Below are 16,899 nucleotides of genomic sequence, written 5' to 3' on the forward strand. Positions count from 1 at the left end.
AGGCAAGACAAAACGGTAGCCTGACAACAATGTGTTCGATAAACGAACACTCAGTCGATTATCGGATTGTTTGGTGTGGGGCACGCGCTTAATCTTTAACCACTCCGGCGCTGCGCATCGGCGCCTTTTTATCAGTTGGTTAATAACAAACGGGAGCCTGCCCCGATGGCTGAAATTCTTTCGCTGCACGACGCGGTAAAGCAATTCGTGAACGACGGCGATACGGTCGCACTCGAAGGCTTTACCCATCTGATCCCGACAGCGGCGGGTCACGAACTCATTCGCCAGGGCAAGAAAGACCTGACCCTGGTGCGGATGACCCCCGACCTGATCTACGACCAGTTGATCGGTGCCGGTTGTGCGCGCAAGCTGATTTTCTCCTGGGGCGGCAACCCGGGTGTCGGTTCGTTGCATCGTCTGCGTGACGCCGTCGAGAAGCAGTGGCCCCACGCCCTGGAAATTGAAGAACACAGTCACGCCGACCTGGCTAACGCCTATGTTGCCGGCGCTTCCGGGCTGCCGTTCGCGGTGCTGCGTGCCTACGCCGGTTCCGACCTGCCGAAAGTCAACCCACTGATCAAGTCCGTCACCTGCCCGTTCACCGGTGAAGTGCTCGCCGCCGTGCCTTCGGTACGCCCGGATATCACCGTGATTCACGCGCAAAAAGCCGACCGCAAGGGCAACGTGCTGTTGTGGGGCATTCTCGGCGTGCAGAAAGAAGCCGCGCTGGCTGCCAAGCGCTGCATCGTCACCGTTGAGGAAATCGTCGACGACCTGAACGCACCGATGAACTCCTGTGTCCTGCCCACCTGGGCCCTGAGCGCGGTTTGCCACGTCCCTGGTGGCGCGCATCCGTCCTACGCCCATGGTTACAACGAGCGGGACAACCGTTTCTACCAGGCCTGGGACCCGATTGCCCGCGACCGTGAAACCTTCACTGCATGGATCAACGAGTACATCCATGGCAGCGCTGACTTCAGCGAGTTCCAGGCCAAACTGGCCGCCGCTTCGGAGGCGAAGTAATGACTTACACCACCAATGAAATGATGACCGTGGCTGCCGCCCGCAGGCTGAAGAACGGTTCTGTGTGCTTCGTGGGTATCGGCCTGCCGTCGAAAGCGGCCAACCTGGCGCGCCTGACGTCCTCGCCGGACGTGGTCCTGATCTACGAATCGGGCCCAATCGGCGCCAAGCCGAGCGTACTGCCACTGTCGATCGGTGATGGTGAACTGGCGGAAACCGCTGATACCGTGGTCCCGACCGGTGAGATTTTCCGCTACTGGCTGCAGGGCGGGCGTATCGACGTCGGTTTCCTCGGCGCTGCGCAAGTCGACCGTTTCGGCAACATCAACACCACCGTGGTCGGTGATTACCATGCACCGAAAGTGCGTCTGCCGGGTGCCGGTGGCGCGCCGGAGATTGCCGGTTCCGCCAAGAGCGTGCTGATCATTCTCAAGCAGTCGTCGCGTTCGTTCGTCGACAAACTCGATTTCATCACTTCGGTCGGCCATGGCGAGGGTGGTGATTCACGCAAGCGTCTGGGCCTGCCGGGCGCCGGTCCAGTGGGAATCATTACCGACCTGTGCATCATGGAGCCGGAAGCCGACACCCACGAGTTCGTGGTCACCGCACTGCACCCGGGCGTGACCCGCGAGCAAGTGGTCGCGGCGACCGGTTGGCCGATCCGCTTTGCCGATAGCGTCGACACCACTGCCGAGCCGACCGAAGTCGAGCTGACCGCGCTGCGTGATCTGGAAGCCCGCACCGCAGCCGCCCACGGCCAAACCCCAGGAGAAGCATGATGCGTGAAGTTTATATCTGCGACGCGATTCGTACCCCCATCGGCCGTTTCGGCGGAGGCTTGTCGGCGGTTCGCGCCGACGACCTGGCCGCCGTGCCGATCAAGGCCTTGATGGAGCGCAACCCGTCGGTGGACTGGAATGCAGTGGACGAGGTGTTCCTCGGCTGTGCCAACCAGGCCGGTGAAGACAACCGCAACGTGGCGCGCATGGCGCTGCTGTTGGCGGGTCTGCCGGAAACCATTCCCGGCGTGACCCTTAATCGCCTGTGCGCTTCGGGCATGGATGCCATCGGTACCGCGTTCCGCGCCATCGCCAGTGGCGAAATGGAGCTGGCGATTGCGGGTGGCGTCGAATCGATGTCCCGCGCGCCGTTCGTGATGGGCAAGGCGGACGCCGCGTTCTCGCGCAACATGAAGCTGGAAGACACTACCATTGGCTGGCGCTTCATCAACCCGTTGATGAAGGCCCAGTACGGTGTGGATGCGATGCCGCAGACCGCCGACAACGTCGCCGACGATTATCAAGTGTCCCGTGAAGATCAGGACGCTTTCGCCCTGCGCAGCCAGCAACGCACCGCTGCCGCGCAAGCCGCGGGCTTTTTCGCCGAAGAAATCGTCGAAGTGCGCATTGCCCACAAGAAGGGTGAAACAGTGGTCAGCCAGGATGAGCATCCGCGCGCCGACACGTCCCTGGAAACCCTGGCCAAACTCAAACCGGTCAACGGCCCGGACAAAACCGTCACCGCCGGCAACGCTTCCGGTGTGAACGACGGCGCGGCGGCCTTGATCCTGGCCTCGGCCGAAGCGGTGAAAAAGCACGGTCTGACCGCTCGCGCCAAAGTATTGGGCATGGCCAGCGCCGGTGTTGCACCTCGGGTGATGGGTATTGGCCCGGTGCCAGCGGTGCGCAAGTTGACCGAACGCCTGGGTGTGGCGGTCAGCGATTTCGACGTCATCGAACTCAACGAAGCGTTCGCCAGCCAAGGCCTGGCGGTACTGCGTGAACTGGGGCTGGCGGACGACGCACCTCAAGTCAACCCGAACGGTGGTGCCATTGCCTTGGGGCATCCGTTGGGCATGAGCGGTGCACGACTGGTTTTGACAGCCCTGCATCAGCTGGAAAAAAACGGTGGCAAGAAAGGTCTGGCGACCATGTGCGTCGGTGTCGGCCAGGGTCTGGCCCTGGCGATCGAGCGCGTCTGACGCGCTCGAAAAGACTTATAAGAACTGAGGAATGTTTCATGACTGACAAGCCTGGTTACCGTCGCCCGCAGGAAGGCACCCAGCCTGCCTACCTGCACCCGACCTATCAATCCACCAACCTGCGCTCGCCGTCCAAGCCGCTAGTGTTCTTGCCGCACTCGTTGTCGGAAATCACCGGTCCTACCGTTGGTGCCGAGCGCATCAACGAGAAGGACAACGACCTGACCGCCCAGCACGAAGGGCAGCCTCAGGGTGAGCGCATCATCATCCACGGCCGTGTGCTGGATGAAAACGGCCTGCCGGTGCCGGGGATCCTGGTGGAGATCTGGCAAGCCAACGCCGCCGGACGCTACAACCATCCCCGGGACCTGCACGATGCACCGCTGGACCCGAACTTCACCGGCACCGGCCGTACCGTGACCGATGCCGATGGCTGGTACCAGTTCCAGACCATCAAGCCCGGCGCGTATCCATGGGGTAACCACCACAACGCCTGGCGTCCGGCGCACATCCATTTCTCGCTGTTCGGGCCGAGCATCCTGACGCGCCTGGTCACGCAGATGTATTTCCCCGGGGACCCGCTGCTGGCGTACGACCCGATCTACAACTGCGTGCCCGATACCAGTGCCAAGGAGCGTTTGATCGCCAGTTTCGATCTGGAAAAAACCATCCCTTCCTACGCCCTCGGTTATCGCTGGGACATCGTATTGCGTGGCCGCGACGCCACGCCGATGGAGAAATAAGATGACGCTGACTGCGACCACGTCCCACACCGTAGGGCCTTACTACCATATCGGCCTGACCTGGCTTAATCGCGAAAACCTGACCGTCGAACAAACCCTGGGCGAGCGCGTGGCGATCACCGGGCAAGTGGTCGATGGCAACGGTGATGTCGTCAACGACGCGATGCTGGAAGTCTGGCAGGCCAACGCCGCCGGCAAGTACGACCACCCTGAAGACGATCAGGACAAACCCCTGGACCCGAACTTCGAAGGCTTTGGCCGGGTGCCGGTGGACGCCGAAGGGCGTTTCCGCTTTACCACCATCAAGCCGGGCACGGTTGAAGGCCTCAAGGGCACGACCCAGGCGCCGCACCTGGTGGTGCTGGTGTTTGCCCGTGGTTTGGTAAAGCACTTGCTGACGCGGATCTACTTCGATGGCGAACCGGCCAACGTGGACGACCCGTTGCTCGAATGCGTTCCGGCCGAGCGCCGCAGCACCTTGCTGGCCAAGCAGGATGCCAGCGGTGTTTATCAGTGGAATGTGATTCTGCAGGGCACTGATGCCGAGACGGTGTTCTTCGATTATTGATCGAACACCACAAAACCCTGTAGGAGCGAGCATGCTCGCGAAAAACGTCTCGCCAACGCGGGCATTCAGATTCCCCGCGTTATCGTTGGCGCCCATCGCGAGCAGGCTCGCTCCTACAAGGGAATCGTGTTGGTGATCCATCTGCGGAACGGGACTGTTACAAAGTGTGTCTAGACTCTCACTGTCCCCATTGAGTGAACAAAACAATGACAACCCCAACTACAGCTCCTGCAGCGCTCTACACAGGCGAAGAACGCAGCAAGCGGATCTTCGCCATCGTCGGCGCATCGTCGGGCAACCTCGTCGAATGGTTCGACTTCTACGTCTACGCCTTCTGCGCGATCTATTTCGCGCCAGCCTTTTTCCCGTCCGACAACCCCACGGTGCAGTTGGTCAACACAGCGGGCGTCTTTGCCGCCGGGTTCCTGATGCGTCCGATTGGCGGCTGGATTTTCGGCCGTCTCGCAGACAAGCACGGGCGCAAGAATTCGATGCTGATATCGATTCTGATGATGTGCTTCGGTTCGTTGCTCATCGCCTGCCTGCCCACCTACAAGGACATCGGGGTCTGGGCCCCGATCATGTTGCTGTTCGCCCGTTTGCTCCAGGGCCTGTCGGTGGGCGGCGAATACGGCACCACCGCTACCTACATGAGCGAAGTCGCCCTCAAGGGCCAGCGCGGTTTCTTCGCCTCGTTCCAGTACGTGACCCTGATCGGCGGGCAGTTGCTGGCGGTGTCGTTGGTGGTGGTCCTGCAACAGTTCCTCACCGAGGATGACTTGCGTGCCTACGGCTGGCGGATTCCGTTCGTGGTCGGTGCCATGGCGGCCTTGGTTTCGCTGTACCTGCGTCGTTCGCTGAAAGAAACCACCAGCAAGGAAATGCGCGAAAACAAGGACGCCGGCAGCATTCGCGCGTTGTTCCGCGACCATAAAGCCGCGTTCATCACCGTGCTCGGTTACACCGCCGGCGGCTCGCTGATTTTCTACACCTTCACCACGTACATGCAGAAATACCTGGTGAACACCGCCGGCATGCACGCCAAGACCGCCAGCTACATCATGACCGGCGCACTGTTCCTTTATATGTGCATGCAGCCGATCTTCGGCATGCTCTCGGACAAGATCGGCCGCCGGAACTCGATGCTGTGGTTTGGCGCACTCGGCACGCTGTGCACCGTGCCGATCCTGCTCAGCCTGAAAAGCGTCACCAGTCCATTCCTGGCCTTCGTGCTGATTACCCTGGCGCTGGCGATCGTCAGTTTCTACACCTCGATCAGCGGTCTGGTAAAAGCCGAAATGTTCCCGCCTGAGGTGCGTGCACTGGGTGTTGGCCTGGCTTACGCGGTGGCGAATGCAATCTTCGGCGGTTCGGCGGAATATGTTGCCCTGAGCCTCAAGGCAGTCGGCATGGAAAACTCCTTCTACTGGTACGTGACGTTGATGATGGCGATAGCGTTCCTGTTCAGCCTGCGTCTGCCCAAGCATGCGAAGTATCTAGAAAACGACCTTTGATCCACATCCGCGGGCCTGAGCGGCCCGCGCCTCCAGGGACTGTTTATGAACGAGCGACCGGGCAATCAATTGTTCGATGCCTATTTCACTGCCAGCGATATGCGCGAAGTGTTCTGCGATCAGGGCCGGGTCCAGGCCATGCTCGATTTCGAAGCGGCGCTGGCCCGGGCCGAAGCGCGGGTCGGCGTGATTCCGCCTACCGCGGTGGCACCGATTGAAGCGGCGTGCCAGGCCGGGCATTACGATTTTGCCGCCCTCGGCGAGGCAATTGCCACGGCGGGTAATTCGGCGATCCCGTTGGTCAAGGCGCTGGGCAAGCAAATCGCCGCGAGCGATGCGCAAGCCGAACGCTACGTGCATCTGGGCGCCACCAGCCAGGATGTAATGGATAGCGGCCTGGTGTTGCAATTGCGCCGGGCGCTGGAATTGATCGACAGCGATCTGGCGCAACTGGGCGACACCCTCGCCACCCAGGCCCAACGTCATGTCGCCACGCCACTGGCCGGGCGCACCTGGTTGCAACATGCGACGCCGGTGACCCTCGGCATGAAAATCGCCGGTTGGCTGGGCGCCGTCACCCGCAGCCGTCAACGTCTGCAAGAGCTCAGGCCGCGCCTGCTGGTGCTGCAATTCGGTGGCGCCTCCGGAACCCTCGCGGCCCTCGGTGAACAGGCGATGCCGATTGCCCAGGCGTTGGCCGAAGAGCTGCAACTGAGCTTGCCCGACCAACCCTGGCACACTCAGCGCGATCGCCTGGTGGAGTTTGGCTCGGTGCTCGGATTGATCGCCGGTAGTCTCGGCAAGCTCGGTCGCGATATCAGCTTGCTGATGCAAACCGAAGCCGCCGAGGTGTTCGAGCCTTCGGCGCCGGGCAAGGGTGGCTCTTCGACCATGCCGCATAAACGCAATCCAGTCGGCGCGGCGGTGCTGATTGGCGCGGCGACTCGCGTGCCAGGCCTGCTGTCGACACTGTTCAGCGCCATGCCGCAGGAGCACGAGCGCAGCCTGGGGCTGTGGCATGCCGAGTGGGAAACCCTGCCGGAAATTTGCTGCCTGGTGTCCGGCAGTCTCAAGCAGGCGCTGCTGGTCACAGGCGGCCTGGAAGTGGACGCCGAACGCATGGCCCGCAATCTCGACCTGACCCAGGGCCTGGTGCTTGCTGAAGCGGTGAGCATCGTCCTCGCACAACGGGTCGGCCGCGACACCGCGCATCACCTGCTGGAACAATGCTGCAAACGCGCCGTCGCCGAACAACGCCATCTGCGTGCCGTACTTGGTGACGAACCGCAAGTGACTGCCGAGCTGTCGGCCACTGAACTCGATCATCTGCTGGACCCCGCCCATTATCTCGGTCAGGCCCGTACCTGGGTCGAGCGAGCGGTGGCTGAACACTCTGCAATGACTGCCTGAAGGAGACTGCTGTGGCTTTCGTACAACTCGCCGATGGCGAACTGCACTACCAAATTCAAGGGCCGCAACTTGATGGGCCGGTCGATGCGCCGGTGCTGGTGCTGTCCAACTCGCTGGGCACCGACCTGCACATGTGGGACGCGCAGATTCCGGCGTTCACGGAGCACTTTCGTGTGCTGCGTTTCGACACCCGCGGCCACGGCCAATCGTTGGTGACACCGGGCCCTTACAGCATCGAACAACTGGGCCGTGACGTATTGGCACTGCTGGATGCCTTGCACATCGAACGCGCACATTTCTGCGGCCTGTCCATGGGCGGCCTGATCGGCCAGTGGCTGGGGATCAACGCCGGCGAACGTCTGAATAAGCTGATCGTGTGCAACACGGCGGCGAAAATCGGCGATCCGTCGATCTGGAACCCGCGTATCGAAACGGTGTTGCGTGACGGTCAGGCAGCGATGGTCGCCTTGCGCGATGCATCGATTGCACGCTGGTTTACTCCGGATTTCTCCGAAGCCAACCCGGCGGCGGCCAAGCAGATTACCGACATGCTGGCGGCGACATCGCCTGAAGGCTATGCGGCCAACTGTGCGGCGGTGCGCGATGCCGATTTCCGCGACCAGTTGTCCTCGATCAAGGCGCCGCTGCTGGTGATCGCCGGCACCCAGGATGCGGTCACGCCGCCGTCCGGCGGGCACTTCATCCAGGAGCACGTGCCGGGTGCCGAGTACGCCGAGTTCTATGCCGCGCACTTGTCCAACGTCCAGGCCGGCGCTGATTTCAGCGACCGCGTACTGGCCTTCCTGACGGCTCGTTGAGGGGAATTCCGTGGACGAGAAACAACGTTACGACGAGGGCATGAAGGTCCGTCGCGCTGTTCTGGGCGATGCCCATGTCGATCGCAGCCTGACCACCCTGACCGAGTTCAACTCGGAGTTCCAGGAAATGATCACCCGCCACGCCTGGGGCGACATCTGGACCCGTCCGGGCCTGCCGCGTCACACCCGCAGCCTGATCACCATCGCCATGCTGATCGGCATGAACCGCGAGGGCGAACTCAAACTGCACCTGCGCGCCGCCGCCAACAATGGCGTGAGCCGTAGCGAGATCAAGGAAGTGATCATGCAGAGCGCGATCTACTGCGGGATTCCGGCAGCCAATGCGACGTTCCACCTGGCTGAGTCGGTGTGGGATGAGTTGGGGGTTGAATCGCGGGAGTGATCCCCCGCGATTGATCGTTCCCACGCTCTGCGTGGGAATGCCTCAACGGACGCTCTGCGTTCGGCTTTGGAAGGGAAGGGACGCGGAGCGTCCCGGGCTGCATTCCCACGCAGAGCGTCACTAGTGTCCGGTAAAAACCGAAGGGGGAGCTTGCTCCCCCTTGCTGTTGGCGGCCGTCAGTCATAATCGGATTTTTCAGACTCGATTTTGGCTCATGTTTACCAGCACCCGTTTAGCCCACCTGCTCAGTGCGATCCCGCGCCAGTTCTTTCGGCAATCCACCGAAAGGCACCAGGCTGATCGCTACGTCAAACGCTGCACGTCCTGGCAATTGCTGGTGACACTGGTCAGCGGTCATGTAACCCAAGCCTTAAGCCTGCGGTCCTTGGCGACTTTCTCCGAAACTCTAAGCCCGCATAGCTACCATCTTAAAGCGGGTCCCGTCGCCCGCTCGACCCTGTCGGATGCCTTGAACAAGCGTGACTACCGGCCATTCCAGGACCTTTGCGAGTTGCTGTTGCGCGGCATCAGCCGCCAGCAGCGCAAAGAAGTCGGTGCCATGGTTAGCCTGCTTGATTCCACGTCGATCACTTTGCGCGGACCTCACTTCGATGGCTGGACAGCCGCCACGAAAACCCGCATTACGCAGGGCTTGAAAGTACATGTCGGGCTAGATTTGGCACAGTTGGCCCCGGTGTACGTCAACATCACTCCTGCCAACGTCAACGACCTGAGCGATGCACTGGAAATGCCGATTCAGGCCGGCATGACGTATGTCTTTGACAAGGGCTATTGCGATTACAACTGGTGGCACCAGTTGCAGACCAAAGGCGCTTTTTTCGTCACCCGCCTGAAGAAAAACGCCAATATCAAAGTGCTGCACAAGCACTCGACCGTAGCCGAGCAAAGCCCGGTCATGACCGATGAAGTCATTCTGTTCGGCAAAAAGCATCTGGGCGGTAAGCGTCTGAATGACTACCGAGAAACGCCGGTAAGACGCGTGGTGGTTGAGCGCGAGGGACATGCCACGCCATTAATCCTAGTGACCAACGACTTCGCAAGAACAGCTGAAGAAGTCGCGGGCTTGTACAAAGATCGCTGGAAGATCGAGCTGTTTTTCAAGTGGATCAAGCAACATCTGAAACTCAAACGCTTCTATGCCTTCTCTGAAAACGCCGTGCGCCTGCAGATTTACAGTGCCTTGATCAGCTACTTGTTACTGCACCTTTTCCATCGTCGTTCAGGATTTACCGGTTCGTTGTTCGAGCTGACGGTTCGCATATCTCACGTCCTGCACGAACGGCCCGCTACTCCAGAACTGAGGGATCGACGAAGGCAGGAGCGAGAAAAGCTGAAGGCTGCCCAAGGCAGCCTTCAGCTATGAAACATGTTTACCGGACACTAGTGACGCAGAGCGTGGGAACGATCAGGCAGCAGAGGTTTAGAGCAGGCTGATCGGATAGCTGATGATCACGCGGTTCTCATCAAACTCGTTGTTGCTGTAGTCGCGGCGCATCGTCGAGTTGCGCCACTTCACATTCAGGTCTTTCAGCGCACCACTCTGCACGGTGTAGCCCAGTTCACTTTCACGCCCCCATTCCTTGCCATCGGTGATCGTGCCGGTGTGCACGTTATCGCCGCTGATGTAGCGGTTCATCAGGGTCAGGCCCGGCACGCCGAGGGCAACGAAGTTGTAGTCGTGGCGCACTTGCCAGGATTTTTCCCGGGCGTTGTCGTAGCTGGAGTTGTAGCTGTCGTTGGCCAGGGTGCCGCCGCTGGTGCCGTTGACCCGCATCCACGGGCTGTCGCCGGTAAGTTTCTGCAGGCCGACGTAAAAGGTGTTGCCGCCGTACTTGGCCGAGAACAGGCCGTACATGGTTTTGTTGTCCAGCTCGCCGGCTCGGGCGCTGCCGTCATCCTTGCCGTAGAAGTAACCGAGGTTGGCGCCGAGGGTCCAGGCGCCGATGGGTTGGCTGTGGGTCAGGCTGATGAATTGCTGGCTGTAGATGTCCTTCAGTTCGGCGTTCCACACACCGATCTGGGTGCGTTTATCGTTGAACAGGTACTCGCCGCCCTGGAAGTTGAAACGGTCGGAGGTGAACGCGGCTTTGCCGGTCATCGACATGTCGCCCATGCTGCTGTCGTCGCGCGGGCTGTTCTGGCGGAACTGACCGCCGTACAGCGTCAGGCCGTCGATTTCCTTCGAGGTGAGTTGGCCGCCGCGGAAGGTTTGCGGCAGGGAACGACCGTCGTCCGAACGCAGGATCGGCAGCACCGGCATCCATTCGCCCACTTTCGCTTCGGTCTGCGACAGCTTGGCCTTGAACGCCACGTTGGTGCGACCGAAGTTGTCGGCCGGGCGGCCGTCACTGTCCAGCGGCAGCAGTTGGGTACCGCCAGTACCTTTGCCGCCATCGAGTTTCACCGAGTACAGGCCCAGCACATCCATGCCGAAACCGACGGTGCCTTGGGTAAAGCCGGACTTGGCATCGAGGATGAAGCTTTGCGTCCACTCTTCGGCCTTGCCTTGGGCCTTGGTCGGGTTGGTGAAATTGCGGTTGATGTAGAAGTTGCGCAGGTTCAGGTTGACCTTGGCGCCCTCGACAAAACCCGGCTCTTCGGCGGTCACGGTAGTTGCGGTTGCGGTCAAGGCGACGGCGATCAAGCTTGGGAGGAAATAATGCGCGGTGGAAGGCGTCATGGGCTCGGGTCTCTCTAATTGTTGTGGATGCAACAGGATGTGCCGCAACCTGAGGCTGCATTTGAAGATTCGGATCGGGTGATAGCGGAACGGGATCAGCCGGGAAGGGCAGGGCGCTGGGGCACGGTGTGGATCCTGATTGTTATTGGTCTGAGATGGAATGGTGCGGTGAATTAACTAGATAGTTCAATTGTGAGGGATGAATTTTGGGCGATTATCGAACGAAAATGAATGGCGTAATTTCAGGCAGGTAGGGAGAAGGGCGGTGGTGTTATTGGACTAGTTTTCGCCATGGATATCAGGTTTTTATAACTTTTAAGTTTGTCGCGCTGTCACTTATGACAGTTGTTTTGATCCTGATCAAGAAATACGCTCGCCTTGTAGTTGTGTATTTTTAACGATAATCCAATAGAGGGTGTGATCATGGGTGCCGAAAAAGAAGAACAAGGCAATGCAGCCATTAGTGGGGCGAAAGATCATGGGCCGGGAGTCGGAGGAATTAGAACAACCATTACAAAAGGCGATATAGTGCGTCGGATCAATTTTGGTGAAATTGATTATCTTTCCTGGACGCCTCGTAATTTTTTGCTGAATGCCTCAAACCCAGTAACGGGTGGTAAAGCTAATATAGAGTTTGAATCGAATCTGGATCTTATAGAGAATACAGAATACGTAATCGGTTCAGGTTTGGATTTAGTAGAGGCATATTGTGAAATTGAAGAGTTTATGGGTTTTCCATATTCCACGTCAGGAAAAATCACTTTCACGACCTTGACTAAAGTTGAAGGTGTAGTAAACGTAGCCGGTAAGTTTGATTTTGATATTATAAATGCCCAAGATCCAGCAGAAATCATACATGTGAACTGCCCTGGGTTCGTTGTGAGTTCCAAAGTGTAACGATAAGTCCTTAACGTAAAAGGCTTCGCCGGCGCGTTCTAGGTGGGCTGTATGGTTTAATTACTAGATAGCGTGGATGTGGAATGTGAATTTGAGGGGTTTACCGGCAGCTGTATGTCATTCGGCAAGTTATCAGGCTCAGATGCCGGCGATGTATATGATCTTTGGCCGCCATACCAATAAGCCCACCATCGGTGGGCTTATTGGTTTTACTACTATCAGAATAATTTCAACTTCGGCGCTTCTTCTTTTAGCGGCTCGTTCTTCGCCGTCTGTTCATTCCAGCCACCGCCCAGGGCCTTGTACAGGTTGACCTGGCTGACCAGTTGCGCCAGACGGTCGGTGATCAATGCCTGTTGGGCACTGAACAGCTGACGCTGGGCATCGAGGAAGGTCAGGTTGCTGTCGACACCGATGCGGTAACGACGCTCGGCCAGGCGGTAGTAGTCCTGGTTGGCGTTGACGAAGTCCTGCTGCGCCTGCAACTGCTGGACGTAGGTCTGGCGCGCGGCCAGGCCGTCGGCGACTTCCTGGAAGGCGGTCTGGATGGACTTCTCGTAGTTCGCCACGCCAATGTCTTTCTGGATTTTCGAGTAATCCAGGCTGGCACGCAGGCTGCCGGCGTTGAAGATCGGCAGGTTGATCTGCGGCTGGAACAGCCAGGTGCCCGAGCCACCCTTGAACAGGCCGGACAGGTCCGGGCTGAGGGTCCCGGCGTTGGCCGTCAGGCTGATGCTCGGGAAGAACGCTGCCCGCGCCGCGCCAATGTTGGCGTTGGCGGCCTTGAGGTTGTACTCGGCTTGCAGGATGTCCGGGCGACGCTGCAGCAAGTCCGACGGCAGGCCAGGCGGCACTTCGGCCAGCAGGTCGTCGTTCAGCGGTTTAGCCGCTTGCAGGTTGGCCGGGATGCCGGTGCCAAGCAGCAGCACCAGGCTGTTTTCATCCTGGGCGACCTGACGGGTGTACTTGGCCAGTTGCGCACGGGCGTTTTCCACCGAGGTGCGCGATTGTGCCAGGTCCAGGGCCGAAGCGACGCCCACTTCGTTGCTGCGCGCGGTGAGCTTGTAGCTCTCCTCGAACGCGGCGAGGGTGTCCTGGGTCAGCTTGAGCAGTTCCTTGTCGGCCTGCCAGGTCAGGTAGGCATTGGCCACGCTGGCCACCAGGCTGATCTGGGTGCTGCGCCGGCCTTCTTCGGTGGCGAAGTACTTCTGCAGGGCTTCTTCGTTCAGGCTGCGAATCCGACCGAACATATCCAGTTCATAGGCGCTGATGCCAACCGTGGCCGAGTAGGAACTGGTGATACCGGCCTCGCCGGTCTGCGAAGCGTCAGCCGGCAAGCGCTGGCGGCTGCCGGTACCGTTGGCCGAAACGGCCGGGAACAGATCGGCGCGCGAGATGCGGTATTGAGCCGCAAAGGCGTCGATGTTCAAGGCCGCGACACGCAGGTCGCGGTTGTTTTCCAGGGACAGCTGAATCAGTTGCTGCAGCGCCGGGTCATGGAAAAACTGCTTCCAGCCCTGCTCGGCAGCGGCCTGCGCCGGTGCCTGGGCTGGCGAATACGCCTGGCTCTGCGGGTATTGATCTGCCACCGGAGCGTCCGGACGCTGATAGTCAGGTATCAGCGAGCAGCCACCAAGCACGAATGCGGCGACGGCCAGGGAGAGTAGCGACTTGCTCATTAGCCAGCCTCTTTAGAAGTTTCAATGGCGTCTTGCTGGTCGACGTTTTTACGCTGACCCAGGGCCGACACGGTGACGAAGAACAGTGGGACCCAGAAGATCGCCAGAACGGTTGCGGTGATCATACCGCCAATCACGCCGGTACCGATGGCATGCTGGCTACCGGAACCTGCACCCGTGGATATCGCCAGGGGCACCACGCCGAGCACGAACGCGAGCGAGGTCATGATGATGGGTCGCAGACGCATGCGGCAGGCTTCGATGGCCGCCTCGCGCAGGCTGCGCCCTTGTTCGTGCAGTTCCTTGGCGAATTCGACAATCAGGATGGCGTTTTTCGCCGCCAGGCCGATGGTCGTCAACAAGCCCACCTGGAAGTACACGTCGTTGGACAGGCCGCGCAGGCTGGTGGCCATCAGCGCACCGATGATCCCCAGCGGTACCACCAGCATGACCGCGATCGGAATCGACCAGCTTTCATAGAGGGCCGCCAGGCACAGGAACACCATCAGCAACGACAAGGCGTACAGCGCAGGCGCTTGCGAACCCGACAGACGTTCCTCGTAGGACAGGCCGGTCCAGGAAATACCGACGCCGGCCGGCAGTTTCTTGGCGATGGCCTCGACTTCGGCCATGGCTTCACCGGTGGAGTAACCCGGTGCCGGGGCGCCGAGGACTTCCACCGCTTCCACGCCGTTGTAACGGGCCAGTTTCGGCGATCCGTAGATCCACTCACCCTTGGCGAACGCCGAGAACGGAACCATGGTGCCGACGCTGTTGCGCACGTACCACTTCTGCAAGTCCTCAGGGCTCATCCGCGCACCGGGCTGGCCTTGCACGTAAACCTTCTTCACCCGACCGCGGTCGATGAAGTCGTTGACGTAGCTACTGCCCAGGGCGATCGACAGGGTGTTGTTGATGTCGGCGATGGTAATGCCCAGGGCACTGGCCTTCTCGTCGTCGATTTCCAGCTGGTATTGCGGCTCATCGTTCAAGCCGTTCGGACGCACTTGAGTCAGGATCTTGCTTTGCGCCGCCATGCCGAGGAACTGGTTACGGGCTTCCATCAGCTTGTCGTGACCGATACCGGCGCGGTCCTGCAGGAACACGTCGAAACCGGTGGCGTTACCCAATTCCAGTACCGCCGGTGGCGCGAAGGCAAACACCATGGCGTCACGGAAGGTGAAGAAGTGCTGCTGGGCACGGGCTGCGACCTTGAACACGCTATTGTCGGCGTTACGGTCTTCCCATGGGCGCAGCATGATGAACGCCATGCCCGAGCTTTGGCCACGGCCGGCGAAGTTGAAGCCGGTCACGGTAAACACCGAGTTCACCGCGTCGCCTTCACCGCCATCCTTGCCCGGACGCAGCAGGAATTCACGCATTTCGTCCACGACCACCTGGGTACGCTGGGACGTCGATCCGGCGGGGGTCTGTACCTGGGCGAACAATACGCCCTGGTCTTCTTCCGGCAGGAACGCGGTTGGAATGCGGGTGAACAGCCAGATCATGCCAACGACGATGATGATATAGGCCAGCAGGTACGGCGCCTTGTGCGTCAGCATGCTGCCGACGCCACGCTCGTAGCTTTTGACACCACGGTCGAAGTTGCGGTTGAACCAGCCGAAGAAACCGCGTTTCGGGGTGTGGTGCTCGCCCTTCGGAATCGCCTTGAGCATGGTGGCGCAGAGCGCCGGCGTGAAGATCAGGGCAACCAGTACCGACAGGGCCATGGCCGAGACGATGGTGATCGAGAATTGCTTGTAGATCACACCGGTGGAGCCGCTGAAGAAGGCCATTGGCAACAGCACCGCCGACAGCACCAGGGCGATACCGACCAGTGCTCCCTGGATCTGCCCCATGGATTTCTTGGTTGCTTCCTTGGGCGACAGGCCTTCTTCGCTCATCACCCGTTCGACGTTTTCCACCACGACGATGGCATCGTCCACCAGCAAGCCGATGGCCAGCACCATACCGAACATGGTCAGGGTATTGATGCTGAAACCGGCTGCCGCGAGGATCCCGAATGTACCGAGCAATACCACCGGTACCGTCATCGTGGTGATGATGGTGGCGCGGAAGTTCTGCAGGAACAGGAACATCACCAGGAACACCAGCCCGACCGCTTCGACCAGGGTGTGAACCACGCCCTTGATCGATTCGGTCACCACCGGCGTGGTGTCGTACGGGAACACCACTTCCATCCCTTCGGGGAAGAACGGCTTGAGGTTGTCGATGGTCGTGCGCAGGGCCTTGGCGGTATCCAGGGCGTTGGCGCCAGTGGCCAGTTTCACGGCCAGGCCGGACGCCGGGGCGCCGTTGAACTGGGCGTTGATGCTGTAGTTCTCACCACCCAGGCCGACGCTGGCGACATCCCTGAGGCGAACCTGGGAGCCGTCCTTGTTGACCTTGAGCAGGATCTTTTCGAATTGCTCGGCGGTCTGCAGGCGGGTCTTGCCGATGATCGTCGCGTTCAGCTGCGTGCCGGGCAGGGCGGGCAGGCCGCCGAGCTGGCCGGACGAGACCTGGACGTTCTGTGCGGCGATGGCGGTTTTGACATCGATCGGGGTCAGGTTGAAGTTGTTCAACTTTGCCGGGTCGAGCCAGATGCGCATGGCGTACTGGGAGCCGAATACCTGGAAGTCGCCGACGCCGGCGGTCCGCGAGATCGGGTCCTGCATGTTGGACACGATGTAGTTGGACAGGTCGTCCTTGGTCATGCTGCCGTCACGCGACACCACGCCGATGACCAGCAGGAAGTTCTTCACTGCCTTGGTCACGCGGATACCTTGTTGCTGCACTTCCTGCGGCAACAGCGGGGTGGCCAGGTTCAGCTTGTTCTGGACCTGGACCTGCGCGGTATCGGAGTTGGTGCCTTGCTCGAAGGTCGCGGTAATGGTCATGGTGCCATCGGAGTTACTTTCCGAAGACACATAACGCAAATTGTCGATACCGTTTAGCTGCTGCTCGATCACCTGGACCACGGTGTCCTGCACGGTTTGCGCAGAAGCGCCCGGGTAGGTCACGGAAATGGCGATGGCTGGAGGCGCAATGCTCGGGTATTGGTTGATCGGCAACTTGAGGATCGATAGAGCCCCGACCAGCATGATCACCAGGGCGATTACCCAGGCGAAGATCGGACGGTCGATGAAGAATCTGGACATG

The 16,899-nt window shown here is 60.0% G+C and carries 14 protein-coding genes; 11 read left to right on the forward strand and 3 right to left on the reverse strand.

Annotation, left to right across the window (positions count from 1 at the left end):
- The first annotated feature begins 165 nt into the window (after nucleotides 1-165).
- The 10 genes from HGP31_RS06860 (at nucleotide 166) to HGP31_RS06905 (ending at nucleotide 9,844) form a co-directional block, all read left to right on the forward strand.
- Nucleotides 166-1,023: a CoA transferase subunit A gene (locus tag HGP31_RS06860; protein WP_168757358.1), complete on the forward strand. Its 858-nt coding sequence runs from the start codon at nucleotides 166-168 to the stop codon at nucleotides 1,021-1,023.
- Entirely contained in the window at nucleotides 1,023-1,802 is a 780-nt protein-coding gene (locus HGP31_RS06865) for a CoA-transferase subunit beta (protein ID WP_020798341.1), read from the forward strand. The genes HGP31_RS06860 and HGP31_RS06865 overlap by 1 nt, the downstream gene beginning before the upstream one ends.
- Nucleotides 1,799-3,004: a 3-oxoadipyl-CoA thiolase gene (pcaF, locus tag HGP31_RS06870; protein WP_020798342.1), complete on the forward strand. Its 1,206-nt coding sequence runs from the start codon at nucleotides 1,799-1,801 to the stop codon at nucleotides 3,002-3,004. Before HGP31_RS06865 ends, pcaF begins: the two co-directional genes overlap by 4 nt.
- A 38-nt stretch (nucleotides 3,005-3,042) precedes the next feature.
- Nucleotides 3,043-3,747: a protocatechuate 3,4-dioxygenase subunit beta gene (gene pcaH, locus HGP31_RS06875; RefSeq protein WP_033043621.1), complete on the forward strand. Its 705-nt coding sequence runs from the start codon at nucleotides 3,043-3,045 to the stop codon at nucleotides 3,745-3,747.
- A gap of 1 nt (nucleotide 3,748) precedes the next feature.
- Complete coding sequence (pcaG, locus tag HGP31_RS06880) at nucleotides 3,749-4,315, forward strand: protocatechuate 3,4-dioxygenase subunit alpha (RefSeq protein WP_020798344.1); 567 nt, start codon at nucleotides 3,749-3,751, stop codon at nucleotides 4,313-4,315.
- A 206-nt stretch (nucleotides 4,316-4,521) separates the two neighbouring features.
- Nucleotides 4,522-5,829 carry an MFS family transporter gene (locus HGP31_RS06885; RefSeq protein ID WP_020798345.1) on the forward strand — a complete coding sequence of 436 codons (1,308 nt, stop codon included), beginning with the start codon at nucleotides 4,522-4,524 and terminating at the stop codon, nucleotides 5,827-5,829.
- Between the two features lie 45 nt (nucleotides 5,830-5,874).
- Nucleotides 5,875-7,239 carry a 3-carboxy-cis,cis-muconate cycloisomerase gene (locus tag HGP31_RS06890; protein WP_020798346.1) on the forward strand — a complete coding sequence of 455 codons (1,365 nt, stop codon included), beginning with the start codon at nucleotides 5,875-5,877 and terminating at the stop codon, nucleotides 7,237-7,239.
- An 11-nt stretch (nucleotides 7,240-7,250) separates the two neighbouring features.
- Complete coding sequence (gene pcaD / locus HGP31_RS06895) at nucleotides 7,251-8,057, forward strand: 3-oxoadipate enol-lactonase (RefSeq protein WP_168757359.1); 807 nt, start codon at nucleotides 7,251-7,253, stop codon at nucleotides 8,055-8,057.
- A 10-nt stretch (nucleotides 8,058-8,067) separates the two neighbouring features.
- Nucleotides 8,068-8,460 (forward strand): 4-carboxymuconolactone decarboxylase, encoded by a 393-nt coding sequence (gene pcaC / locus HGP31_RS06900; protein ID WP_020798348.1) that lies wholly within the window; start codon nucleotides 8,068-8,070, stop codon nucleotides 8,458-8,460.
- A gap of 214 nt (nucleotides 8,461-8,674) precedes the next feature.
- Entirely contained in the window at nucleotides 8,675-9,844 is a 1,170-nt protein-coding gene (locus HGP31_RS06905; protein ID WP_168757130.1) for an IS4 family transposase, read from the forward strand.
- 57 nt (nucleotides 9,845-9,901) lie between these two features.
- Here the strand turns inward: HGP31_RS06905 and HGP31_RS06910 are convergent, their stop codons facing one another.
- Nucleotides 9,902-11,161 carry an OprD family porin gene (locus HGP31_RS06910; RefSeq protein ID WP_020798349.1) on the reverse strand — a complete coding sequence of 420 codons (1,260 nt, stop codon included), beginning with the start codon at nucleotides 11,159-11,161 and terminating at the stop codon, nucleotides 9,902-9,904.
- Between the two features lie 423 nt (nucleotides 11,162-11,584).
- On the opposite strand from HGP31_RS06910, the gene HGP31_RS06915 reads away from it, so the two are divergent.
- Nucleotides 11,585-12,058: a hypothetical protein gene (locus HGP31_RS06915; protein ID WP_168757360.1), complete on the forward strand. Its 474-nt coding sequence runs from the start codon at nucleotides 11,585-11,587 to the stop codon at nucleotides 12,056-12,058.
- A gap of 218 nt (nucleotides 12,059-12,276) precedes the next feature.
- On the opposite strand, the gene emhC is transcribed toward HGP31_RS06915, so the two are convergent.
- Nucleotides 12,277-13,737, reverse strand: coding sequence for an efflux RND transporter outer membrane subunit EmhC (gene emhC, locus HGP31_RS06920; RefSeq protein WP_168757361.1), 1,461 nt, complete (start codon nucleotides 13,735-13,737; stop codon nucleotides 12,277-12,279).
- A complete protein-coding gene (gene emhB / locus HGP31_RS06925; RefSeq protein WP_033040535.1) occupies nucleotides 13,737-16,898 on the reverse strand; it encodes an efflux RND transporter permease subunit EmhB in 3,162 nt (1,053 codons plus the stop codon). The genes emhC and emhB overlap by 1 nt, the downstream gene beginning before the upstream one ends.
- Between the last annotated feature and the right edge of the window lies 1 nt (nucleotide 16,899).

The sequence above is a fragment of the Pseudomonas umsongensis genome, from assembly GCF_012647205.1.
GTDB lineage: Bacteria > Pseudomonadota > Gammaproteobacteria > Pseudomonadales > Pseudomonadaceae > Aquipseudomonas > Aquipseudomonas umsongensis.

Excerpts from the sequence above, each read along its gene's own strand:
- HGP31_RS06860 (WP_168757358.1), top strand. The coding sequence starts at position 166 with ATGGCTGAAATTCTTTCGCTGCACGACGCGGTAAAGCAATTCGTGAAC.
- HGP31_RS06865 (WP_020798341.1), top strand. The coding sequence starts at position 1,023 with ATGACTTACACCACCAATGAAATGATGACCGTGGCTGCCGCCCGCAGG.
- pcaF (WP_020798342.1), top strand. The coding sequence starts at position 1,799 with ATGATGCGTGAAGTTTATATCTGCGACGCGATTCGTACCCCCATCGGC.
- pcaH (WP_033043621.1), top strand. The coding sequence starts at position 3,043 with ATGACTGACAAGCCTGGTTACCGTCGCCCGCAGGAAGGCACCCAGCCT.
- pcaG (WP_020798344.1), top strand. The coding sequence starts at position 3,749 with ATGACGCTGACTGCGACCACGTCCCACACCGTAGGGCCTTACTACCAT.
- HGP31_RS06885 (WP_020798345.1), top strand. The coding sequence starts at position 4,522 with ATGACAACCCCAACTACAGCTCCTGCAGCGCTCTACACAGGCGAAGAA.
- HGP31_RS06890 (WP_020798346.1), top strand. The coding sequence starts at position 5,875 with ATGAACGAGCGACCGGGCAATCAATTGTTCGATGCCTATTTCACTGCC.
- HGP31_RS06905 (WP_168757130.1), top strand. The coding sequence starts at position 8,675 with ATGTTTACCAGCACCCGTTTAGCCCACCTGCTCAGTGCGATCCCGCGC.
- HGP31_RS06910 (WP_020798349.1), bottom strand. The coding sequence starts at position 11,161 with ATGACGCCTTCCACCGCGCATTATTTCCTCCCAAGCTTGATCGCCGTC.
- HGP31_RS06915 (WP_168757360.1), top strand. The coding sequence starts at position 11,585 with ATGGGTGCCGAAAAAGAAGAACAAGGCAATGCAGCCATTAGTGGGGCG.
- emhC (WP_168757361.1), bottom strand. The coding sequence starts at position 13,737 with ATGAGCAAGTCGCTACTCTCCCTGGCCGTCGCCGCATTCGTGCTTGGT.
- emhB (WP_033040535.1), bottom strand. The coding sequence starts at position 16,898 with ATGTCCAGATTCTTCATCGACCGTCCGATCTTCGCCTGGGTAATCGCC.